The following is a 22,583-nucleotide window of genomic DNA, read 5'->3' on the forward strand; positions in this document are numbered from 1 at the left end:
CTGTTCGCGAGGGAACTCAGCCCAGGATCAGACCTGACGTCGGGACGCCGGTGCCGGCGGTGACGAGCACGTGCTCGACATCGGGCACCTGGTTGACCGAGGTGCCGCGCAGCTGGCGGACGCCTTCGGCGATGCCGTTCATACCGTGGATGTAGGCCTCACCGAGTTGACCGCCGTGCGTGTTGATCGGCAGCTTGCCGCCCAGCTCGATCGCACCGTTCGCGATGAAGTCCTTGGCCTCGCCCCGGCCACAGAAACCGAGCTCTTCGAGCTGGATCAGGGTGTACGGGGTGAAATGGTCGTACAGGATCGCAGTCTGAATGTCATTGGGCGTCAAGCCACTCTGGCCCCACAGCTGCTTTCCGACCAGGCCCATCTCGGGCAGGCCGAGCTCGTCACGGTAGTACGAGTACATGGTGAACTGGTCCTCGCCTGCCGCCTGCGCCGCCGCCTCGACGACGACCGGACGCTGCTTGAGGTCCTTGGCGCGCTCCGGGGTGGTGACGACGATGGCCACACCGCCGTCGGTCTCCTGACAGCAGTCGAGCAGCCGCAGCGGCTCGGCGATCCACCGCGAGTTCTGGTGGTCCTCGATGGTGATCGGCTTGCCGTAGAAGTGCGCCTTCGGGTTGGTCGCCGCATGCTTGCGGTCGGCCACCGACACGACACCGAAATCGGCACTGGTGGCGCCGTATTCGTGCATGTAGCGCTGCGCAACCATGGCGACCGAGGCGGCCGGCGTGCTCAGCCCGTGCGGGTACGACCAGCTGTACTCGACACCCCGGGAGTCGGCGTTGACGGTCAGCCCCGTCATCACCTGGCCGAAGCGGTGCTCCGAGCGCTCATTGAAAGCGCGGTATGCGACAACGACTTCGGCGATGCCGGACGCCACCGCCAGCACGGCCTGCTGCACGGTCGCCGCGGCGGCGCCGCCGCCGTAGCCGATCTGGCTGAAGAACTTCAGCTCTCCGATGCCGGTGGAGCGGGCCACCGCGGTCTCCAGGTTGGAGTCCATGGTGAAGGTCACCAGACCGTCGACATCCTTGGGCGACAGGCCAGCGTCGTTCAGGGCGTCGGTGACGGCCTCGGCGGCCAGCCGCAGTTCACTGCGGCCGGAGTTCTTGGAGAAGTCCGTGGCGCCGATGCCGGCGATGACGGCCTTGCCGGAGATGCTCACTGCGCGGCTCCCATCGTGAGCGTCGAGGTGGCGATGACGTGGTCGCCAAGGCTGTTGCTGCCCACCACTTTCAGCGTCACGAGGTCGCCCTCGACAGCGGTCACCTCACCACGGAAGGTGATGGTGTCGTAGGCGTACCAGGGCACACCGAGGCGCAGCTTGATCGACTTGATGATGGCGTTCGGGCCGGCCCAGTCGGTGACGTAACGCCCCACCAGACCGGTGTCGGTCAGGATGTTGACGAAGATGTCCTTGGAGCCCTTGGCCTGTGCCTTGTCCCGGTCGTGGTGCACGTCCTGGTAGTCCCGGGTGGCGATGGCGGTCGAGACGATGAACGTCGGGTCGCCGTAGATCGACAGCTCGGGCAGCTTGGTGCCCACGGTGGCACTGACGGTGGCGGTCACTTCGCTGCCTCCCATGCGTACAGGCTCCAGGCCGGACTGACGTCGCTGTCCGGGAAGTCGAGGAACGTTGCGCTGACCGGCATTCCGATCTTCACGTCGTCATGCTCGACGCCGCGCAGCTCACCGAGCATGCGCACGCCCTCTTCGAGTTCGACGAGCGCGATGATGAACGGCAGGCTGCGGCCGGGCACCTTCGGCGCGTGGTGCACGACGTAGCTGAACACCGTGCCGCGGCCCGACGAGACGACGTAGTCGATCGGGGCCTCTTTGTCCTGCCAGATGGCCGGCACCGGCGGGTGCTGCAGCGAGCCGTCGGGCCGCTTCTGGATCCGCAGTTCGTGCGCGTTGACGCCGTCCCAGAAGAACTGGGTGTCGCGCGACGACGACGGTCGCATCAGCTTGTCCGGGTCCAGATCCGATAGAGCGGAACCGGTTACATCCTTCTCCTCGGCCTCCTTACCCTGCTTGTTGGCGGGCAGGAACTTCATGATGCGCCAGTCCATGTCGGCGACTTCCTCGTCGCCGACATGCCAGCGGATCTTCTGGTTGACGAAGTAGCCCTCGCCCAGCGCCGTCTGCTTCGGACCCACCACGTCGGTGACCTCGGCGCTGATGCTGACGCGCTCACCCGGCTGCAGGTAGCGGTGGTAGGTCTGGTCGCAGTTGGTGGCGACGACGCCGACGTACCCGGCCTCGTCGAACAACTTCATGATCCGGGCCAGCGGATCGTCGTCGGACCGGGTCCGGCCCAGGCCCATCATGGTCCAGACCTGGATCATGGCGGGCGGCGCCACGATGCCGGGGTGCCCCGCGGCCTTGGCCGCCTCCTCGTCGACGTAGATCGGGTTCTTGTCGCCGATCGCGTCGGTCCAGTGGTGAATCATGGGCTGGTTCACCGGATCCCGGCTCAGGGTCGGCTTGCTGCGCCCGGATGCGACGATCTCGTCGATACCGGCCTGAAGATCAGTCATCGATCGCCCTCCTACCGCGAAACCCGCGGAACCTTGAGGCCCGATGCGGCGATCATCTCGCGCATGACCTCGTTGACCCCGCCACCGAAGGTGATGACCAAGTTGCGCTTGGCCATCGTGTCCAGCCACTGCAGCAACTGGGCGGTATGCGTGTCGGCCGGGTTGCCGAAGCGCCCGACGACCTCTTCGGCCAACCGGCTCACTTCCTGAATGCGCTCGGTGGAAAAGACTTTCGTCGCGGCCGCGTCGGCGACGGCGATGTTCTCGCCGGACGAGGCAACCTGCCAGTTGAGCAGTTCGTTGAGCCGCATGATCGTCTTGATCTGCCCCAGCAGCCGCTTGGCCTCCGGATTGTCCAGCGGGACAACGCCGTCGGAGCCCGGCTGGGAGGCCCAGCTGTGCACCTGCTCGTAGATGCCGGCCACGCGACCGGCCGGGCCCAGGCCGACGCGCTCGTGATTGAGCTGCGTGGTGATGAGCTTCCAGCCGCCGTTCTCCTCACCGACCAGCATGTCGGCGGGCACCCGCACGTCGTTGTAGTACGTCGTGTTGGTGTGGTGGGCACCGTCGGACAGGATGATCGGGGTCCAGGAGTAGCCCGGGTCCTTGGTGTCGACGATCAGGATCGAGATGCCCTTGTGCTTCGCCGCGGTCGGGTCGGTGCGACAGGCCAGCCACACGTAGTCGGCGTCGTGGGCACCGGTGGTCCACATCTTCTGGCCGTTGACGATGTACTCGTCACCGTGCCGGACTGCGGTGGTCCGCAGCGACGCCAGGTCGGTGCCAGCTTCGGGCTCGGAGTAACCGATCGCGAAATGCACTTCACCGGAAAGGATTCCGGGCAGGAACTTCTTCTTCTGTTCCTCGGTGCCGAGCAGCTGCAGGGTGGGTCCCACGGTCTGCAGCGTGACCATCGGCAGCGGGATGTCGGCGCGGTTGGCCTCGTTGATGAAGATCTGCTGCTCGATGGGCCCGAAGCCCAGGCCGCCGTACTCCTTGGGCCAGCCCACACCGAGCTTGCCGTCGCTGCCCATGCGCTTGATGACGGCGCGGTAGGCCTCGTTGTGCCGGTCGGTCTCCATCGCCGCCGCCTCTTCGGGCGTGATCAGCGTCGAAAAGTACTCGCGCAGTTCGGATTGCAGCTTGCGCTGTTCCGCGGTCAGGTCGATAAACATCAGGCTCCCACCAGATCGAGACGGTGCGACGGACCCCCGAGCAGGCGGTTCAGGTCCTTGATCGAGGAGTAGTAGCGGTCCATCGGGTAGGTGATGTCCATGCCCATGCCGCCGTGCAGGTGATGGCACAGCCGCATGGCAGGTGGGGCCTGCGAGGTCAGCCAGTAGCCCAGGATCGCCAGGTCCTCGGCTGCGTCGAGTCCCTCCGACAACCGCCACACCACCGAGGTGGACACGAGATCGATTGTCCGCGAGGCGATGTAGACCTCGGACAGCTGCGCCGCCACGGTCTGGAAGGTGGACAGCGGCCGGCCGAATTGCTCGCGGGTCGCGGTGTAGTCGGCCGTCAGCCGCAGCGCACCGGCCACCAGGCCGGCACCGAACGCGCCGATCATGGCCAGCGCCAACTCGTTCACCCGCGCCACCGTGGCACCGGCCAGCACATCGTCGTCGGCCACTGCCACGTCGGCGAAGGTGACGACGTATTCGTCCGAGCCGTTGGCGGTCGGGGTCTTCTCGACCGTCACACCGGCGGCCTTCGGTGACACGACGACCACACCACTGTCGGTGGTGACCAGCAGCCACTGCGCCGTCTCGGCATACGGCACACCGATTTTGGTGCCGTTGAGCTTGCCGCCGGCGTAGCTGGTCGACGGCTTCTCAGGCAGCTGGTTGCCGGCTTCGTTCAGGGCGGCGGACAGCACCGCGCCCTGCGCGACGCCCGCCAGGTACCGGTCCTGCTGCGCTTCGGTGGCCAGGTCGACCAGCGGCACCAGGGCGAGCCCGATGGTGGCGAGTGCCGGTCCGGTGGTGCCGCGCCGACCGATCTCGGTCAGCGCGGTGGCCGCCTCCGGCAGCCCCAACCCGTCACCGCCCAAGCGGTCCGGCACTGCCAGTGCCACGACGCCACCGGAAACCAGTGCGTCCCAAGTGTTTTCCCGCTCGAGCACAGAGGTCACCACATCGGCGACAGCCTGCTGCTCGGGGCTCGGTGTGAAATCCACCCGAATCCTCCTTGATTCGTGTTACCGGACTACTGCAGTCAGTCGCCGTCAGTGCTGGACGGGGCACTTACCCGTGTAGTCAACCTGCCAGTGCTTGATGCCGTTGAGCCAGCCCGACATGAGCCGCTCGGGCTCACCGACCGAGGCCAGGTCCGGCATATGGTCGGCGATGGCGTTGAACATCAGGTTGATGGTCATGCGCGCCAGGTTGGCGCCGATGCAGTAGTGCGCGCCGGTGCCGCCGAAGCCGACGTGCTGGTTAGGCGAGCGCAGGATGTTGAAGGTGTGCGGGTCCTCGAACACCTCTTCGTCGAAGTTGGCCGAACGGTAGGACATGACGACCCGCTCGCCCTTCTTGATCTTCACGCCACCGAGCTCGGTGTCCTCCAGCGCGGTGCGCTGGAATGCGGTAACCGGTGTGGCCCAACGGACGATCTCGTCGGCGGCCGACTCCGGACGCTCCTTCTTGTACAGCTCCCACTGGTCGGGGTTCTGGGAGAAGGCGATCATGCCGTGCGTGATCGAGTTACGGGTGGTCTCGTTACCGGCCACGGCCAGCATCACCACGAAGAAGCCGAACTCGTCGTCGGACAGTTTCTCGCCGTCGAGGTCGGCCTCGATCAGCTGCGTGACAATGTCGTCGGTCGGGTTCTTGGCCCGCTCTGCGGCCATGTTCATGGCGTAGGTGATCAGCTCGAACGACGATGCGGCCGGGTCGATGTGGGCGTACTCGGGGTCCTCGCCTGCGGTCATCTCGTTGGACCAGTTGAACAGCTTGTCGCGGTCTTCCTGCGGCACACCGAGCAGTCCGGCGATGGCCTGCAGCGGCAGTTCGCACGAGACCTGCTCGACGAAGTCACCGGTGCCCGACGCGGCGGCGGTCTCGGCGATCTTCTGGGCCCGCTCGTTCAGCTCGGCCTGCAGGCGGCCGATGGCACGCGGGGTGAAGCCGCGGGAGATGATCTTGCGCAGCCGGGTGTGCTGCGGGGCGTCCATGTTCAGCAGCACGGCGCGCTGCACGTCGACGGCGTCACGCGTCATGGCCTGCGGCCACACCGGAATCGCGCCATCGGGCGCGCTGCCGAAGATGTCGTTCCGCTTCGACACCTCTTTGACGTCGTCGTAGCGGGTGACGATCCAGTAGCCCTTGTCACCGAAGCCACCGGTGCCGCCGGGCACGTCCACCCAGTGGATCGGCTCGGACTTGCGCAGCTCCGCGAGTTCCTCGACAGGCAGCCGCTCCAGGTTGAGGTTCGCGTCCAACAAGTCGAGATCGGACGGGATGGGGCAGGGCATGGTGTCTCCTTGGGGAATCCAACGCCTCAGAACAGGGTTCCGAGACAAATCCTTCTAGTTCGGCGTTGCGACCATTGAAACACGCCTTCACCGCAGATAAAAGGCACGTCCCGATGATTGCTTGTCAGAGTAATGAAACGTGTTCTAGCCTGAGGCCATGGGTAATCCTGTCATCGTTGAAGCCACTCGTAGCCCCATCGGCAAGCGAGGTGGCTGGCTGTCCGGCCTGCACGCGACCGAGCTTCTGGGCGCCACACAGAAGGCTCTCGTCGAGAAGGCCGGGCTCGACGCCGGCGACGTCGAGCAGCTCATCGGCGGCTGCGTCACGCAGTACGGCGAGCAGGGCAACAACATCACCCGGCAGTCCTGGTTGGTCGCCGGATTGCCCGAGCACGTCGGCGCCACCACCATCGACTGCCAGTGCGGCAGCGCGCAGCAGGCCAACCACCTCATCGCGGGTCTGATCGCCACCGGCGCCATCGACATCGGCATCGCCTGCGGCATCGAGGCCATGAGCCGGGTGCCGCTGGGCGCCAACGGCGGTGGCGCCCGCGCCGCTTCGTGGGACATCGACCTGCCCAACCAGTTCGAGGCCGCCGAGCGCATCGCCAAGCGCCGGGGCATCACGCGCGCCGACATCGACGCACTGGGCTTCGCCTCGCAGGCCAAGGCCAAGCAGGCCTGGGCCGAGGGCCGCTTCGACCGCGAGATCTCGCCCATCGAGGCACCGGTCATCGACGAGAACAAGCAGCCCACCGCCGAGCTCAACTGGGTCAGCCGCGACCAGGGCCTGCGCGACACCACCCTGGAGGGCCTGGGCTCGCTGAAGCCCGTCATCGAGGGCGGCATCCACACCGCCGGCACGTCATCGCAGATTTCCGACGGTGCCGCCGCGGTGCTGTGGATGGACGAGGACAAGGCCAAGGCGCTCGGCTTCACGCCCCGCGCCCGGATCATCGCGCAGGCCAACGTCGGCGCCGAGACCTACTACCACCTGGACGGCCCGGTGCAGTCGACCGCCAAGGTGCTCGAGAAGGCGCGCATGTCGATGGCCGACATCGACCTGGTCGAGATCAACGAGGCTTTCGCGTCCGTCGTGCTGTCCTGGGCTCAGGTGCACAAGGCCGACATGGATAGGGTCAACGTCAACGGCGGCGCCATCGCGCTGGGCCACCCGGTGGGTTCCACCGGCTCGCGGCTCATCACGACCGCGCTGCACGAGCTGGAACGGACCGGCAAGTCGACGGCGCTGATCACGATGTGCGCCGGCGGTGCGCTGTCCACCGGCACGATCATCGAGCGCATCTAGAGCGAGGAGCAGGGTCGCCACCATGGCCGACGGGGAAATGAGCGACAGGCAGCTGAAGATCCTGAATTCCAAGGGAATGCAGGTCGGCTTCAAGTGGATGTCGCGGATCAACACCTGGGCATTCCGGGCGACCGACGGCCGGATCGGCGCCAAGTGGCGGCTGGGCTCCAAGCCCGTCGCCACTCCCCCGCCCGTCGGGATCCTGACCACGATCGGCCGCAAATCCGGCGAGCCCCGCGACAGCCCGTTGTTGTACTTGCGTGAAGGCGACCGCATCGTCGTCGTCGCCTCGCAGGGCGGCCGCGACACCCACCCGATGTGGTACCTGAACCTGGTTGCCAACCCGAAGGTGAAGTTCCAGGTGCGCGGCGAGAAGCTGCAGCTGACCGCCCGTGAGGCCACCGATGCCGAACGCGACGAGTACTGGCCCAAGCTCGACGCCATGTACCCGGACTTCGTCGACTACCGCTCGCACACGGACCGGAAGATTCCGATCATCCTGCTCGACCCGGCCTGAGCACAGACCGAAAAAACTCCCCTGGACGCCCGTCGTTCCGGGGGAGTTTTTTGTGCGCAAAGCACCGCCAGCAAAGTTCATCCGGTAATTGACGGAAGAGACTAGACAGATTCATAGATGTGTACATAGTGTGGCCCTGCACACATCCAGGGCCAACACTATGGAGCCGTCTATGTCATCAATGGTCCGGCTGAACCACAGCCGAACATTCAAACGCGGGGCTCGAGCCGCGGCCGTTCTGGTCGCCGCCGTCTTCATGTTCCTCACCTCGGCCTTTTCGGCCTGGGCCGCAACGAACATCACCATCACGTTCGTCCGGCACGGCGAATCCGAGGGGAACGCCTCGGGCCTCATCGACACCAAGATCCCGGGCCCCAATCTGACGACGACGGGCCAGACCCAGGCCCAGACGGTGGCCGGCGTCCTCGCCAATGACGGCCTGGCACACGACGCCATCTTCGCCTCGGACATGGTGCGCACCCAGCAGACCGCAGCTCCGTACGCCACCGCGACCGGCATGCCGGTGACGGTGCTGAGCGGTCTCCATGAGGTGCAGGCCGGCATCTTCGAAGGCCAGTCGCAGGACTCCGGCTTCGCCCGCATCCTCTACGCGCTGATCCCGCTGTCGTGGGCCACGGGCAACCTCCTGATGCCGATGCCCGGTTCGCCCGATGCCAATGGCGCGGTCTTCCAGGACCGGTTCAACGGTGCGGTCGACGACATCTACAACAGCGGCGCGCAGAACCCGGTGGCCTTCGCGCACGGCATGTCGATCATGGCGTGGACCCTGATGAACGTCGAGAACCCCGACCTCACCCTGATGCTGAAGCACCCGCTGGGCAACACCGAGATCGTCACCGTGACCGGCAACCCCGAGGACGGCTGGACCCTGGAGAACTGGGGCGGTATCGCCGTCACGCAGAACCCGGCCCTGCCCACCAAGCTGTTCGTCAATGTCCGCGACGCCGTCAAGGTGCCGCAGATGGCGCTCTACAACGTCGCGAAGGCTCTGCGGACCGGCAACATCGCCAACGTCGCCAACGCCATTCGGGACGGCGTGTTCGATACCGCCAAGGCCGTCGTGAACCTCCCGATCAACGTGGTCAAGAGCGTCGTGAAGTCCGTCCAGACCGGCACCGTCTTCAAGGCGGCACCCCCGCCGGCATCGGTGCAGGCCGTCACCCCGAATACCGCCGCAGCGAAAGAAGCCGACAGCGCCGACAAGCCCGCGGTGACGCCGACGCTCGCCAAGCAGGTCTCCGCCCTGAAGCCGGCCACCACCGGCACCAAGGACAAGACCGTCAAGGCCACCAAGGCCGACGACACCCCGGCTGACACCACCAAGGCCGACGACGTCAAGGCCGGCGATACGAAGGCCGGTGATTCCAAGACCGAGGACACCCCGAAGGCCGGCACCGGCGACAAGGGCGCCGCGGACAAGGGCACCAAGGTCAAGAAGGACAAGCCGAAGAAGGACAAGTCGGACAAGGCCGACAAGCCCAAGGCCGAAAAGCCGAAGAAGGCGGAGAAGCAGCAGAAGGACAAGGCCGCCAAGGCCGACGCCGCCAAGTAACAACAGCAAAGAGGCTCCCCCAGAACGAGTTTCGTTCTGGGGGAGTTTTTCTTTCCGGGCCGGAATCGGCGGCCCGGCCCCGTCGTTGTCGTTGATATGCCGACCGGAGTTGTGCTGGACCCCGACCGTACTTCCGCCAATCATGTCGCTGCCGCGATCGACCAGGCCCGCCGCGCCTACAACGCCGGCGTCGGCCAGGTGTGGATAGCCCAGCAGTTCGACCACGACGCGATCTCGCTCGCCGGATACGTCGGTGCCGCGGTGCCGGGCCTTGGCGTCGGCACCTTTGTCGTACCGGTCAACCCGCGCCACCCGCTGACGCTCGCCTCGCAGGCGCTGACCGCCCAAGCGGCCACCGGCGGGAACTTCAGCCTCGGCCTCGGGCTGGGTGCGCATGCTCCCGAGCAGGTGGCTTTCGGGACCACGTGGCCGAACACCATCGGCCGGCTGCGCGAACACCTGCAGGTGCTCCGGTCGATCCTGGACACCGGCACCGTCGACTTCCACGGCGAAGAATTCACCGCCGCCCCAGAGTTTCCGGTGACGGTCGCCGGTGGCACGCCCCTGCCCGTCTATGTCGCGGCCATGGGGCCCAAGGCATTACGTGTGACAGGGGAATTGGCGGACGGCACCCTGCCCTATCTGGCCGGGCCGCGCACCATCGAGGAATTCATCGTGCCGACCATCACCGCGGCCGCGACCGCAGCCGGCAGGCCCGCACCCAAAGTGATTGCCGCGGTGCCCGTTCTGGTGACCGACGACGTCGACGAGGGCCGCAACCGCGCGGCGGAGGCTCTCGAGTTCTACGCGACGATCCCGTCGTACGCCAAGGTGATCGAACGCGAAGGCGTCGACTCGGTCATCGATCTCGCGGCGGTCGGCACTGCTTCGCAGGTGTCCACTCAACTGCGCCGGTACATCGCCGCAGGCGCGACCGATGTCGTACTCAGTCCGCTCGTCCGCACCGGCATCGCGGCGCTCGAACCGATCTGGGATGTCGCCGCCACGCTGTGATGCAGACCAAAAAAGCGTCCCCGCAACGTGATTCGTTGCGGGGACGCTTTCACGATCGCGGCTGTTACGAGCCGTAGACGGGCACCGCGGGACGCGCCTTGGCCAGCAGATCGGCGACCACGGGGCCCAGCTCGGCCGGGTCCCACTTGGCACCCTTGTCGATCTCGGGGCCGTGCGCCCAACCCTCGGCAACACGAATCTTGCCGCCTTCGAGCTCGAACACCTTGCCCGTGACGTCGCGCGACTCCACGCTGCCCAGCCACACCACCAGCGGGGAGATGTTCTCGGGGGCCATGGAGTCGAACGCCTGGTCCTGGGTGTTCATCGCATCCGCGAAGACGGTCTCGGTCATGCGGGTACGAGCCGACGGCGCGATGGCGTTGGCGGTGACGCCGTAGCGGCCCATCTCGGTCGCGGCGACCAGCGTCAGCGCGGCGATGCCGGCCTTGGAGGCGCTGTAGGTGGCCTGGCCGACGCTGCCCTGCAGGCCGGCGCCCGAGCTGGTGTTGATGATGCGGGCGTCGACGGTCTCGCCGGCCTTGGCCTTGGCGCGCCAGTACGCGGCGGCGTGCTTCATGGTGGCGAAGTGCCCCTTGAGATGCACCGCGGTGACAGCGTCGAATTCGTCTTCGGTGGCGTTGGCGAACATGCGGTCGCGGACGATGCCGGCGTTGTTGACCAGCACGTCGAGGGTGCCGTAGGTATCGACGGCCTGCTGGATCAGGGCCGCGGCCTGCTCCCAGTCGGCGACGTTCGAGCCGTTGGCCACGGCCTCGCCACCGGCGGCGACGATCTCGTCGACCACATTCTGCGCGGCGCTACCGCCACCGGCGGGCGAACCGTCCAGGCCGACGCCGATGTCGTTGACCACGACGCGGGCACCTTCCGCGGCGAACGCGAGCGCGTGCTCACGCCCGATGCCGCCACCGGCACCCGTCACGATGACCACGCGGCCGTCGAGCAATCCCATTGATCTCTCCTTATTTGTTGGCGCTGGACGTTTCCAGGTATCGCGGCGGCTCGCCGCCGCCGTGCACTTCGAGGGACGCACCGCTGACGTACGACGCGGCCTCGGAGGCCAAAAATGCTGCGGCCCAGCCGATGTCGGTGGGCTTGGCCAGCCGCTTGAGCGGCACGGTCGCGGCCACGGCGGCGACCGACTCGGCGTCGCCGTAGAACAGTTCGGACTGCTCGGTCTCGACCATGCCGACGATGACGGAGTTCACCCGGACCTTGGGCGACCACTCGACGGCGAGCGTCGTGGTCAGGCTGTCGATGCCGGCCTTGGCGGCGCCGTACGCACCGGTGCCCGGGGTGGGCCGGTGCGCGCTGACGCTGGAGATGTTGACGATCACGCCGCCGGTGTCCTGCTGCTGCATCACCGCATTGGCGTGCGTCGAAACCAGCAGCGGCGCAATCAGGTTGAGCTCGATGATCTTTGTGCTGAACTTGGCCGACGCATCGGCGGCCAGCGCGAACGGCGAGCCACCGGCGTTGTTGACCACGACGTCCAGCCGGCCGTGCTTGGCGACGATGGCGTCGATCATGGCCTTGACCGCCGCGTCGTCACGAACGTCGCAGGCGTGGAACTCGTAGGGCAAGCCCTCGACCTCGCGCCGCGCGCAGGTGATCACAGTGGCGCCCTGCTCGGCGAACACCGCGCTGATGCCGGCGCCGACGCCGCGCACACCGCCGGTGACCAGCACCACGCGACCGGCCAATTGCAGATTGATTCCAGCAGTCACTGTGCTAGCGTACCAAGCAAGTGCTTGCTTAGGTACCCGTCCCCCAGGAAGTGACTGATGACCATCACCACCAAGACAGTCGAACCGGGCATCGTCTCGGTCACCGTGAACTACCCGCCGGTCAACGCCATCCCGTCGGCCGGTTGGTTCGAACTGGCTGACCAGATCACCGCCGCCGGGCGCGACAAGAGCACCCACGTGGTGATCCTGCGGGCCGAGGGACGCGGCTTCAATGCCGGCGTCGACATCAAGGAAATGCAGAACACCGAGGGCTTCGGCGCCCTGATCGACGCCAACCGCGGCTGCTACGAGGCGTTCCGCGCGGTGTACGAATGCCAGGTCCCGGTCATCGCGGCCGTCAACGGCTTCTGCGTCGGCGGCGGCATCGGCCTGGTCGGCAACGCCGACGTCATCGTCGCCTCCGACGACGCGAAGTTCGGTCTGCCCGAGGTCGAGCGTGGCGCGCTGGGCGCTGCGACCCACCTGTCGCGCCTGGTCCCGCAGCACATGATGCGCCGGCTGTTCTTCACCGCCGCGACCGTGCCCGCCTCGACGCTGCAGCACTTCGGTTCGGTGCACGAGGTCGTCCCGCGCGAGGAGCTCGACGAGGCCGCGCTGCGCGTCGCCCGCGACATCGCGAGCAAGGACACCCGCGTGATCCGCGCTGCCAAGGAGGCACTGAACTTCATCGACGTGCAGCCCGTGAACGCGCGCTACCGCATGGAGCAGGGCTTCACCTTCGAACTGAATCTGTCCGGCGTGTCCGACGAGCACCGCGACGAGTTCGCGGGGACCAACAAGGGGTCGAAATAATATGGCAGACAAGACAACAACCCTCGAGGCCGCAGTAGCCGAGATCGAGAGCGGCATGACCATCGGCATCGGCGGCTGGGGTTCGCGCCGCAAGCCGATGGCATTCGTGCGCGCGCTGCTGCGCACCGATGTCACCGACCTGACCGTCGTCACCTACGGCGGCCCGGATCTCGGACTGCTCTGTGCCGCAGGCAAGGTCAAGCGCGTCTACTACGGCTTCGTGTCGCTGGACTCGCCGCCGTTCTACGACCCGTGGTTCGCGCGGCGCCGCACCGAAGGCGCCATCGAGGCCCGCGAGATGGACGAGGGCATGCTGCGCTGTGGCCTACAGGCTGCCGCACAACGTCTTCCGTTCCTGCCGATCCGCGCCGGCCTCGGCAGCGACGTCCGTGCCTTCTGGGGTGACGAGCTCAAGACCGTCAAGTCCCCGTACCCGACCGGCGACGGCTACGAGGAACTCATCGCCATGCCGGCGCTGAACCTCGATGCCGCATTCGTGCACATGAACCTGGGCGACGTGAAGGGCAATGCCGCCTACACCGGCATCGACCCCTACTTCGACGACCTGTTCCTGATGTCGGCCGAGCGCCGGCACCTGTCGGTCGAGAAGATCGTCTCCACTGAAGAGCTGGTGAAGTCGGTTGTGCCGCAGCAGCAGATCATCAACCGCATGATGGTCGACACCGTGGTCGAGGCCCCGAACGGCGCCCACTTCACCACCAACGAGCCCGACTACCGGCGCGACGAGAAGTTCCAGCGCCACTACGCCGAAGCCGCCGGCTCGGACGAGACCTGGGCCGAGTTCGTCAAGACCTACCTGTCCGGAACCGAAGCCGACTACCAGGCCGCGGTCCGTAAGTTCGCCGAGGCTCAGAAGGAGGCCAACAAGTGACGATCGAGGCGAGCGGAGCGACGGGGAATGACTCAGTAACCCGCTCCGAAATTTGTGCCGTCGCCTGCGCCGAATTGTTCCGTGACGCAGGGGAAATCATGGCCAGCCCCATGACGACCGTCGTGCAGATCGGCGCCCGCCTGGCCCGGCTGACCTTCTCCCCCGACATCGTGATCACCGACGGTGAGGCCCGCATGCTGGCCGACACCCCGGCGATCGGCGCCCCGTTCGCCGTCGAGGGCTGGATGCCGTTCAACCGCGTCTTCGAGACGCTGGCCTGGGGCCGTCGCCATGTGGTCATGGGCGCCAACCAGATCGACCGCTACGGCAACCAGAACCTGTCGGCCTTCGGCCCGATCCAGCAGCCGACCCGCCAGATGTTCGGCGTCCGCGGCGCGCCCGGCAACAGCATCAACCACGCGACGAGCTACTTCGTGGGCAACCACACCAAGCGCGTGTTCGCCGAGTCGGTCGACATCGTCTCCGGAATCGGTTGGGACAAGGTCGATCCGGCCAACCCGGCATACCGCTTCCTGAACGTGTACCAGGTGGTCTCCAACCTGGGCGTGTTCGACTTCAACGGCCCCGAGCACCAGATGCGCGCGGTGTCGCTGCACCCGGGTGTGACGGCCGACGAGGTCGCCGACAACACCTCGTTCGAGGTGCACGGCCTGGACACCGCCGGCGAGACCCGCCTGCCAACCGCCGACGAACTGCAGCTGCTGCGCGAGGTCATCGACCCGAAGTCGTTCCGCGACAAGGAAGTCAAGGCGTGAGCAAGCTCAAGACGCCGCTGACCGAGCTGGTCGGCATCGAGTACCCGGTCGTGCAGACCGGTATGGGCTGGGTGGCCGGCGCGCGACTGGTCGCGGCCACCTCCAACGCCGGTGGTCTCGGCATCCTGGCGTCGGCGACGATGACGCTGGACGAGCTGCAGACCGCCGTCACCAAGGTCAAGGCGGCCACCGACAAGCCGTTCGGCATCAACATGCGTGCCGACGCCGGCGATGCGGACGCCCGCTGCGACCTCCTGATCCGCGAAGGAGTCAAAGTCGCCTCCTTCGCCCTGGCCCCCAAGCCTGAGCTGATCGCCAAGCTCAAAGATGCCGGCGTCGTGGTGATCCCGTCGGTCGGCCTGGCCAAGCACGCCAAGAAGGTGGCGAGCTGGGGCGCCGACGCGGTGATCGTGCAGGGCGGCGAAGGCGGTGGCCACACCGGCCCGATCGCCACCACGCTGCTGCTGCCGTCGGTACTCGACGCCGTCAAGGACACCGGTATGCCGGTGATCGCCGCGGGCGGTTTCTTCGACGGCCGTGGTCTGGCAGCCGCGCTGTCCTATGGCGCCGCCGGCGTCGCGATGGGCACGCGGTTCCTGCTGACGTCGGACTCGACGGTGCCCGACGCCGTCAAGCAGCGGTACCTCGAGGCCGCGCTGGACGGCACCGTGGTGTCGACCCGCGTCGACGGCATGCCGCACCGGGTGCTGCGTACCGGGCTGGTCGAGAAGCTCGAAAGCGGTTCTCCGGTGCGCGGTTTCGTCGCCGCGGTCGGAAACGCCCAGAAGTTCAAGAAGATGTCGGGCATGACGTGGCGTTCGATGATCAAGGACGGCCTGGCCATGCGCCACGGCAAGGACCTGACCTGGTCGCAGGTCGTCATGGCGGCCAACACCCCGATGCTGCTGAAAGCCGGTCTGGTGGAAGGCAACACCGAGGCGGGCGTGCTGGCCTCGGGTCAGGTGGCCGGCATCGTGGCGGATTTGCCAGCCTGCTCCGAACTCATACCGCGGATCGCCGACGAGGCCATCGCCCACCTGCAGGCTGCGACGAGCTACATCGTCTAGGTCACGTTCTCTGCGCGAGCAGACGTAAGCCCCCCAAATCTCTTTGGATTTGGGGGGCTTACGCATGTGCGTGGCAGCGAGGTTCGCGTCGAGGGTGCGTACAGATCGTCAGATCCACTCTTGAGACGCGCTGGCGGCACAGTCGCGAGCCTCTGCATGCTGGCACCTGACAAGCAAATGCCTTGTGGGCGTCGAGTGTGCGCTTACGCAGACAAAGTTCGAGTAGCGAGGATCCTGGGCGCACGATCAACGCGAGCAGCAACATTCGCCCGGGCTGTCAACCCTGGCCGTAGACGTTGGCTTCTCGCGACAACATATCCGCGGAATTGCGCCGAATCTTCGGCCGCCGGGGATGTCGAAACTCCTCTCTGCGCTCCGTAGCGTAGCCATCGACCACAGCGGCAAGGTTCCTACCTGCTACAACAGGCTCGACAAACCGCACCAGAGAGGTAATCGGTCGGATGACTGTCATCGGTGGTGTGGCCTACATCGTCGTCACCTTGCTCCCCGTTCTGACCCTTGCCGCGATCAACGCCATAGTCCGCGCGGTCGGTAGGCGCCGCGGACGGCCCGACCCCGCAAACGAGGACTCATGACCACGCTGACCGCCGCCCCGCCTGCTCCCCCGAGCGTCCCCAACCCGACGTTCATGCGGTACGTCCAGAACCCGATCTGGAACTTCCTGTGCGACCACTATTTCCGGCTCGAGATCGACGGCTGGCACAAGGTGCCCGACGAACCGTCGCTGTTGATCGGTATCCATTCCGGCGGCTCCCTGACCATGGACGCCTGGACGCTGGTGCACTCCTGGTACCGGCACTTCGACGGGCAGCGTGTCCTGCACGGCACCGCGCACGACGTGCTGATGGGTGCCCCCGGTCTGGGTGACTACTTCCGCGCCGTCGGCGTCATCCCCGCGTCGCGTGACGGTGTGACGAGCGCGCTGGCCGCGGGGCATGACGTCGTGGTGTGGCCGGGCGGCGAGCTGGACGCGATGCGCAACTGGCGCGACCGCGACAAGGCGATCCTCGCCGGCCGTAAAGGCTTTGTGAAGCAGGCGATCCAGTCCGGTGTGCCGATCGTCCCGGTGGCCACGGTCGGTGGGCACGACACCGTCTTCGTGTTGAACGAAGGCAAGTTCCTGGCCAAGTGGAGCGGCCTCGGTAAGCGGTTGCGTGGCGCCAACATGCCGATCATCGCCGGCTTCCCGTTCCCGCTCGCCGTCGAGGTGCTGCCGATGCACCTGCCGCTGCCTGCGAAGATCCGCACCGAGCTGCTCGACCCCATCTACGTCGACACCGACCCAGAGCGCGCCAACGACGCCGCCTACGTCGACAAGGTGTACGACGAGGTGCAGTTCGCCATCCAGTCCGGCATGGACCGGCTGGCCAAGCGCCGCAGCTTCCCCGTGCTGGGCTGACGCGGTCAAGCCGCGCGCTCGATAGGCGCCGCCGATCACTTGCTCGGTATTTCCACTTTGACGGTCACTCCCCGGGTACGACAACCTGTTTGAGTAAGTCGTTCATCGATCGGAGTGGGCCCATGCGCACCGTCTATATGCGCGTGCGCCGGGCCATGACCCCGCCGACGGAAGACCACCGGCCCGCGTTGCGGGTCGCGCTGGGGTTGGCCATCCCGGGTGTCGCACTGCTGGCCGCCGGACGCCCCGACCTGATCATCTACGCGGTGTTCGGTGCGATCACCGGCATGTACGGCCGCACCGAAACCCGCTCCCGGCGGTTCGCGCATCAGACCCAGGGCGGCGTGATCCTGGTTCTGGGCGTGGCCATCGGTGTGGCACTCGCCAATTCCCATGTGCCACGGGCTGTCCTGGTTCTCGCCGCGGTGGCGTTCGCGTCCGTCGGCTCGGTGGTGACCGACTACCTCGCGCTCAAGCCCGAGGGACCGTTCTACGGCGTCTTTGCGCTCGGCGCCATCGCCACGGTGCCGGCGGGCCGGGTCGCGCCCTCTTCGGCGATATTGCTCTGTGCCGCAACGGCTTTGTTGTGCGTCCTGTTGGGTGTGCTCGACGCACCGCGGGCCGTGAGGCCGGCCGCCCGGCTTTCCCCGCCGAACCGGCGCGACGTGCTGATCCACGCGGGCCGCTACGCGCTTGCCATCACCGCCGCCGGCACCGCCGGCCTCGCTTTGGGCGTCGACCATGCCAACTGGGCCATCGCCGCGGCAGCCGGGCCGTTGGCGGCCGCCGACGCCAGCGGCCGGATCAGACGCGGAATCCATCGCCTGGGTGGCACTTTCATCGGCCTGGCCGTGGCGGCCGCACTGCTGGTGCCGGGACCCAGTGAGTATGTGCTGGCGATCTGCGTCATGGTTCTGTTGTTCCCCACCGAGTTGTTCATGGCCCACCACCACGCGGTCGCACTGGGGTTCTTCACGCCGTTGATCATGCTGATGACCGACCTCGCGGCACCAACCGAACCGCTGGTGTTGCTGACCGCTCGTGGCATCGACACCGTCATCGGCGTCACCGCCGCGATCGTGGTGTCGATGCTGTTGCCGGGTGCCCGCGACTAGTGCGAACATGAGCTTGTGTGCCAGTCCCGCGGGGAATCTGACACACAAGCTCATGTTCGGCTAAGCAGACTTCGTCACCGTGACCTTGACGTTCTTCATGATGGGCTGGTCGCTCTGCGAGCTGAAATCGCCGATGGCACAGAGCACATTCATCTCGGGCATGTAGCCGGCCGCGTTGCCGCGCGGGATGCCGTACGGCACCGCCTTGTAGCGGTGCAGCGAGCGGACGCTGCCGTCGCGCGCGGTGGCGACGATGTCGACGTCGTCGAACTCCTTGATGCCGCGGTCGGCCATGTCGTGCTCATTCATGAAGATGAGCGTGCGCAGGTTCTTGATGCCGCGGTAGCGGTCGTTGTCGGAGTAGATGGTGGTGTTCCACTGGTCGTGCGAGCGCAGCGTGGCCAGGATCAGCGTGCCTTCGCTGACGGTGTCGTCGGGCAGCTCGACGGCCGAGAACTCCGCGCGGCCCGACGGGGTCAGGAAGATCAGTTCCCGCGCAGGCTGCTTGATCCGGAAGCCCAGCGGCAACCGGACCCGGCGGTTGAAGTCCTCGAACCCGTTGAGCACCTTGGCCATCGTGTCGCGGATGCGGTCGTAGTCCTCGACGTACCAGTGCCACGGCGTCTGGCTGTTCGGCAGCGCGGCCGCGGCGATCCCCGCGATGATCGCCGGCTCGGACAGCAGGTGCGGCGAGGCCGGCTTCTTCATGCCGACCGACAGGTGCACCATGCTCATCGAGTCCTCCACCGAGGTCGACTGGATGCCCTCCTTCTGATGGTCCTTCTCGGTGCGGCCCAGACACGGCAGAATCAGCGCCTGCCGGCCGTGAATCACGTGACTGCGGTTCAGCTTTGTGCTGACCTGGACGGTGAGCTCGCACTTCTGCAGGCCCTCGAACGTGTACGCGGTATCCGGTGCGGCACTGGCGAAATTGCCGCCCATACCGATGAACACCTTGACGTCACCGCTGTGCATGCCTTCGATGGTGTGGACGGTGTCGAGGCCGTGGGCGCGCGGCGGGTCGATGCCGCAGACCTCACCCAGCCGGTCCAGGAACTCCTCGGTCGGCCGGTGGTCGATACCGCACGTGCGGTTGCCCTGCACGTTGCTGTGCCCGCGCACGGGCGACGGTCCGGCGCCTTCGCGGCCCAGATTGCCGCGCAGCAGAAGCAGATTCACGATCTCCCGGACGCTGTCGACACCGTGCTCGTGCTGGGTGACGCCGAGGCACCAGCTGATGATGCTGCGGTCTGCGTCGCGGTAAATCTTGGCGGCCCTGCGGATATCGCGCTGCGACACCCCGGATTTGTATTCGATCTCGTCCCACGACGTGGCCTCGACCGCGGCCCGGTAGGCCTCGAACCCGGTGGTGTACCGCTCGATGAACTCGATGTCGAGCGCCTTCGGATCCGTCTCTGCTTGTTCCAGAACGGCTTTGGCGATGCCACGGATCAGGGCCATGTCGCCGCCGATTCGGGGCTGCATGTTCAGCGTGCTGGTCTTGGTGGACTTGAAGGTCGCCATCCGCAGGAAGTCATGCGGGATGATCGTCTTCGTGGCACCGGCCTCGACGAGTGGGTTGATGTGCACGATCTGCGCGCCGCGGCGGTAGGCCTCCGACAGTGCGGTGAGCATGCGAGGCGCGTTGGAGGCGGCGTTGACGCCGATGACGAACAGGGCGTCCGCGGTCTCCCAGTCCTCGAGATCGACGGTGCCCTTGCCGGTACCGAGGGACGCCTGCATGGCGCGGCCGCTGGCCTCGTGGCACATGTTGGAGCAGTCGGGCAGATTGTTGGTACCCAGCTCCCGGGCCAACAGTTGGTAGAGGAACGTCGCCTCGTTACCGAGCCGGCCCGATGTGTAGTACGACGCCTGGTTCGGGTCGTCGAGTTCGGCCAGTGCCCGGCCGATGAGGTCGAAGGCGTCGCGCCAGCTGATGGGCTTGTAGCGGTCGGTCGCCGCGTCGTACACCATCGGTTCGGTGAGCCGGCCGGTGTCTTCGAGCGCGAAGTCGCTCCACTCCGCCAGTTCCGAAACCGTGTGCTGGGCAAAGAACTCCGGCCCGCAGCGCTTGTGCGTCATCTCCCACGTGACGTGCTTGATGCCGTTCTCGCAGATGTCGAGCTTGAGGCCTTTCATGTCGTCGGGCCAGGCACAGCCCGGGCAGTCGAAGCCACCGTCCTCGTGGTTCATCTTCATGATCGCGTGCGGTCCGCTGATGGGCTCACGCTCGCGCGCCAGGAACTTCGTGACGCTGATGGCCGCGCCCCAACCGGCCGCGGGATGGTGGTAGGGATGGAACTCGGGCTCGCCGTGTCCCTCGGTATCGACTCGCTGCTCAATGCTCCGGTCGGTCATGCGACAAGTCTGCTCGGCGGAGGCCTCCTGAGTCCAAGGGCAATTTCCGTGAGCCTGATAGGCATCGCCTATCAACCATGGTCGAATAGTCCATGCTGTTTCGCCAGCTCGAATACTTCGTGGCGCTCGCCCGCGAGAAGCACTTCGCGCGCGCCGCTGCCGCGTGCTACGTCTCGCAGCCGGCGTTGTCCGAGGCCATCCGCAAGCTCGAGAACGAGCTCAAGGTTCCGCTGGTGCGGCGTGGGCAGAGCTTCGAGGGGCTGACGCCCGAAGGCGAACGGCTGGTGTTGTGGGCGCGCCGGATTCTGGCCGATCACGATGCCCTCATCCACGAGGTCACCGCATTGCAGACGGGTCTGACGGGCGAGCTGCGGCTCGGCGTCATCCCGGCCGCGTCGGGCACGGTGGCCCTGCTGACCGATCCGTTCTGCCTCGAACATCCCTTGGTGCGAGTGCAGTTGGAGAGCAGCCTGCGCTCGGCGGGCATCGTCGAGCGCATCCGCCGCTTCGAACTCGACGCGGGCATCATCTACCCCGACGGCGTCGACACCACGGGCCTGACGGTCACACCGCTCTACGAAGAACGGCAGGTGCTGATCGCCGGCGCCGAACTGCTTGCCAGCCAGCCGAATCCGCTGACCTGGTCCGACGCCCTGGAACTACCGCTGTGCCTGCTGAACACGGGGATGCGGGGCCGGCAGCTGCTCGACGACGTCCTGGCGGCGCACAGCCTGACAGCGACGCCACGACTCGAAGCCGATTCGGTGGTGTCCCTGCTGACGCACGTCAGCGGTGGCCACTGGGCGAGCATCGTCCCGCAGACCTGGCTGCACACGTTGCGCCCGCCGGACGGGGTGCGGGTGGTGCCGTTGGACGAACCTCAGGTGACGGCGACAGTCGCACTGGTCAACAGCGCCGCCGAACCCGGCTCGGTGCTGGCGCGCGCGCTGGTCGCGACGGCACAGCGCGCGCCGATGAAGCCCGACTAGCGATACCACTCGGGCAGCTCGGTGGGCCGCAGATCGGTGGTGTCACCCGGCCGGGTCAGGGTCAGCACGGCCCGCACGATCTCAGGGCGGGCCGCCAGCGCGTCGGCGATGGCGTTGAGCCGCGCGGCGACGTTCGATTCGGCCGCGTCACCGATGAGGTCGACGGCGGTGACGAGATAAATCCGGTTCGCCCCAACCCATTCCATGTGCAGGTAGCTGACCCGCTCGATGTCGTGATGGTCGAGCAGCGCCAGCAGCGCGTTGTTGCGCGCGAGCGGGGTGACGGTCTCCCCCGTCAGGAAATCCATGTTCCGTCCGATGAGGAACAACGCCACGACCCCGAGCAGCAGGCCGACCAGGATCGAGCCGATGGCGTCCCAGACCGCATTCCCGGTGAGCTGGTGCGCCAAGATGCCGCACGTCGCGATCACGATGCCGATGAGGGCCGACAGGTCCTCGGCGAAGACAGCGCGCAGCATCGGGTTCGACGTGACGCGGATGTAGCGCAGTGGATGGATCCGCCGTTCGAGCGCGCCGGACTTCGTCTGCGAAAACGCTTGCAGGAACGACGATCCCTCCAAGACGAACGAGACCGCGAGCACCGCATAGGCCCAGCCGTACGACGTCGCCTCGGCTTCGCCCTTGAGGGACTGGATGCCGTGCCAGATCGACACCACGGCACCGACGGTGAACAGCCCGAAGGCCGCGAACATCGACCAGATGTAGCCGGCCCGGCCGTAGCCCAGCCGGTGTTCGGCATCGGCCGGCTTGTCCGACTGGCGGGTGCCGATCAGCAGGAACACCTCGTTGCCGGTGTCCGCCCAGGAATGCGCGGACTCGGCGAGCATCGAGGCGCTGCCCGTGACGACGGCGGCGACGGTCTTGGCCACCGCGATCAGGGCGTTGGCGCCGAGCGCGACGACGACTGTCAGAAGACTCTCGTCGCCTGAACCACTCATGCCCTGAAC

Annotated in this window: 20 protein-coding genes and 1 pseudogene; 11 read left to right on the top strand and 10 right to left on the bottom strand. The window is 66.7% G+C overall.

Annotated elements, in window-relative coordinates:
- Positions 1 to 16: 16 nt before the first annotated feature.
- Genes ltp2 through BR47_RS0120490 form a run of 6 tightly spaced genes read right to left on the bottom strand, consistent with a single transcriptional unit; the run spans position 17 to position 6,027 of the window.
- Positions 17 to 1,171, bottom strand: a complete 1,155-nt coding sequence (ltp2, locus tag BR47_RS0120465; protein WP_029105075.1) for a 17-hydroxy-3-oxo-4-pregnene-20-carboxyl-CoA lyase — start codon at positions 1,169 to 1,171, stop codon at positions 17 to 19.
- A gap of 2 nt (positions 1,172 to 1,173) precedes the next feature.
- Complete coding sequence (locus BR47_RS0120470) at positions 1,174 to 1,596, bottom strand: MaoC family dehydratase (protein ID WP_064985696.1); 423 nt, start codon at positions 1,594 to 1,596, stop codon at positions 1,174 to 1,176.
- Positions 1,578 to 2,552, bottom strand: a complete 975-nt coding sequence (locus BR47_RS0120475) for a bifunctional MaoC family dehydratase N-terminal/OB-fold nucleic acid binding domain-containing protein (RefSeq protein WP_029120625.1) — start codon at positions 2,550 to 2,552, stop codon at positions 1,578 to 1,580. Before BR47_RS0120475 ends, BR47_RS0120470 begins: the two co-directional genes overlap by 19 nt.
- A gap of 11 nt (positions 2,553 to 2,563) precedes the next feature.
- Positions 2,564 to 3,727 (bottom strand): acyl-CoA dehydrogenase FadE29, encoded by a 1,164-nt coding sequence (gene fadE29 / locus BR47_RS0120480; RefSeq protein WP_020100800.1) that lies wholly within the window; start codon positions 3,725 to 3,727, stop codon positions 2,564 to 2,566.
- Positions 3,727 to 4,731 (bottom strand): acyl-CoA dehydrogenase family protein, encoded by a 1,005-nt coding sequence (locus BR47_RS0120485; protein ID WP_029120626.1) that lies wholly within the window; start codon positions 4,729 to 4,731, stop codon positions 3,727 to 3,729. The genes fadE29 and BR47_RS0120485 overlap by 1 nt, the downstream gene beginning before the upstream one ends.
- A 48-nt stretch (positions 4,732 to 4,779) precedes the next feature.
- On the bottom strand, positions 4,780 to 6,027 hold the full coding sequence (locus BR47_RS0120490) for a cytochrome P450 (protein WP_020100802.1): 1,248 nt from the start codon (positions 6,025 to 6,027) through the stop codon (positions 4,780 to 4,782).
- Positions 6,028 to 6,184: 157 nt separating this feature from the next.
- Between BR47_RS0120490 and BR47_RS0120495 the strand changes: the two genes are divergently transcribed.
- From BR47_RS0120495 to BR47_RS0120510, 4 genes and pseudogenes are all read left to right on the top strand, one after another.
- A complete protein-coding gene (locus BR47_RS0120495; RefSeq protein WP_029120627.1) occupies positions 6,185 to 7,336 on the top strand; it encodes a steroid 3-ketoacyl-CoA thiolase in 1,152 nt (383 codons plus the stop codon).
- A gap of 22 nt (positions 7,337 to 7,358) precedes the next feature.
- Complete coding sequence (locus tag BR47_RS0120500) at positions 7,359 to 7,853, top strand: nitroreductase family deazaflavin-dependent oxidoreductase (RefSeq protein ID WP_020100804.1); 495 nt, start codon at positions 7,359 to 7,361, stop codon at positions 7,851 to 7,853.
- A gap of 256 nt (positions 7,854 to 8,109) precedes the next feature.
- A pseudogene (locus BR47_RS34215) lies at positions 8,110 to 8,742 on the top strand (histidine phosphatase family protein); the annotation flags it as partial.
- A gap of 780 nt (positions 8,743 to 9,522) precedes the next feature.
- Positions 9,523 to 10,440 carry a TIGR03564 family F420-dependent LLM class oxidoreductase gene (locus BR47_RS0120510; protein WP_029120628.1) on the top strand — a complete coding sequence of 306 codons (918 nt, stop codon included), beginning with the start codon at positions 9,523 to 9,525 and terminating at the stop codon, positions 10,438 to 10,440.
- A 64-nt stretch (positions 10,441 to 10,504) separates the two neighbouring features.
- Here the strand turns inward: BR47_RS0120510 and BR47_RS0120515 are convergent, their stop codons facing one another.
- The gene (locus tag BR47_RS0120515) at positions 10,505 to 11,410 is read right to left on the bottom strand and encodes an SDR family oxidoreductase (protein WP_029120629.1); all 906 of its coding nucleotides are present in this window, start codon (positions 11,408 to 11,410) and stop codon (positions 10,505 to 10,507) included.
- A 10-nt stretch (positions 11,411 to 11,420) separates the two neighbouring features.
- Positions 11,421 to 12,185: an SDR family oxidoreductase gene (locus tag BR47_RS0120520; RefSeq protein ID WP_036427613.1), complete on the bottom strand. Its 765-nt coding sequence runs from the start codon at positions 12,183 to 12,185 to the stop codon at positions 11,421 to 11,423.
- A 57-nt stretch (positions 12,186 to 12,242) separates the two neighbouring features.
- Between BR47_RS0120520 and echA20 the strand changes: the two genes are divergently transcribed.
- The 6 genes from echA20 (at position 12,243) to BR47_RS0120555 (ending at position 18,268) form a co-directional block, all read left to right on the top strand.
- Positions 12,243 to 12,998: a (7aS)-7a-methyl-1,5-dioxo-2,3,5,6,7,7a-hexahydro-1H-indene-carboxyl-CoA hydrolase gene (echA20, locus tag BR47_RS0120525; RefSeq protein WP_020100810.1), complete on the top strand. Its 756-nt coding sequence runs from the start codon at positions 12,243 to 12,245 to the stop codon at positions 12,996 to 12,998.
- A gap of 1 nt (position 12,999) precedes the next feature.
- Complete coding sequence (gene ipdA, locus BR47_RS0120530) at positions 13,000 to 13,890, top strand: cholesterol ring-cleaving hydrolase subunit IpdA (RefSeq protein ID WP_029105077.1); 891 nt, start codon at positions 13,000 to 13,002, stop codon at positions 13,888 to 13,890.
- A 2-nt stretch (positions 13,891 to 13,892) separates the two neighbouring features.
- Positions 13,893 to 14,666 carry a cholesterol ring-cleaving hydrolase subunit IpdB gene (ipdB, locus tag BR47_RS0120535; RefSeq protein ID WP_029105078.1) on the top strand — a complete coding sequence of 258 codons (774 nt, stop codon included), beginning with the start codon at positions 13,893 to 13,895 and terminating at the stop codon, positions 14,664 to 14,666.
- Entirely contained in the window at positions 14,663 to 15,733 is a 1,071-nt protein-coding gene (ipdC, locus tag BR47_RS0120540) for a (3aS,4S,5R,7aS)-5-hydroxy-7a-methyl-1-oxo-octahydro-1H-indene-4-carboxyl-CoA dehydrogenase (RefSeq protein WP_029120631.1), read from the top strand. Before ipdB ends, ipdC begins: the two co-directional genes overlap by 4 nt.
- A 592-nt stretch (positions 15,734 to 16,325) precedes the next feature.
- On the top strand, positions 16,326 to 17,153 hold the full coding sequence (locus BR47_RS0120550; protein ID WP_051634913.1) for a lysophospholipid acyltransferase family protein: 828 nt from the start codon (positions 16,326 to 16,328) through the stop codon (positions 17,151 to 17,153).
- 122 nt (positions 17,154 to 17,275) lie between these two features.
- Positions 17,276 to 18,268, top strand: coding sequence for an FUSC family protein (locus BR47_RS0120555; protein ID WP_051634914.1), 993 nt, complete (start codon positions 17,276 to 17,278; stop codon positions 18,266 to 18,268).
- Between the two features lie 60 nt (positions 18,269 to 18,328).
- Here BR47_RS0120555 and BR47_RS0120560 read toward each other — a convergent pair whose 3' ends face one another.
- Complete coding sequence (locus BR47_RS0120560; protein ID WP_029120634.1) at positions 18,329 to 20,626, bottom strand: FdhF/YdeP family oxidoreductase; 2,298 nt, start codon at positions 20,624 to 20,626, stop codon at positions 18,329 to 18,331.
- Between the two features lie 92 nt (positions 20,627 to 20,718).
- On the opposite strand from BR47_RS0120560, the gene BR47_RS0120565 reads away from it, so the two are divergent.
- The gene (locus tag BR47_RS0120565; protein ID WP_029120635.1) at positions 20,719 to 21,615 is read left to right on the top strand and encodes a LysR family transcriptional regulator; all 897 of its coding nucleotides are present in this window, start codon (positions 20,719 to 20,721) and stop codon (positions 21,613 to 21,615) included.
- Here the strand turns inward: BR47_RS0120565 and BR47_RS0120570 are convergent.
- Positions 21,612 to 22,574, bottom strand: a complete 963-nt coding sequence (locus tag BR47_RS0120570) for a cation diffusion facilitator family transporter (RefSeq protein WP_029120636.1) — start codon at positions 22,572 to 22,574, stop codon at positions 21,612 to 21,614. The two genes, BR47_RS0120565 and BR47_RS0120570, sit on opposite strands and share 4 nt — an antisense overlap.
- Positions 22,575 to 22,583: the final 9 nt, after the last annotated feature.

Source organism: Mycobacterium sp. UNC410CL29Cvi84, assembly GCF_000686745.1.
In the GTDB taxonomy this organism is placed as follows: domain Bacteria; phylum Actinomycetota; class Actinomycetes; order Mycobacteriales; family Mycobacteriaceae; genus Mycobacterium; species Mycobacterium mucogenicum_B.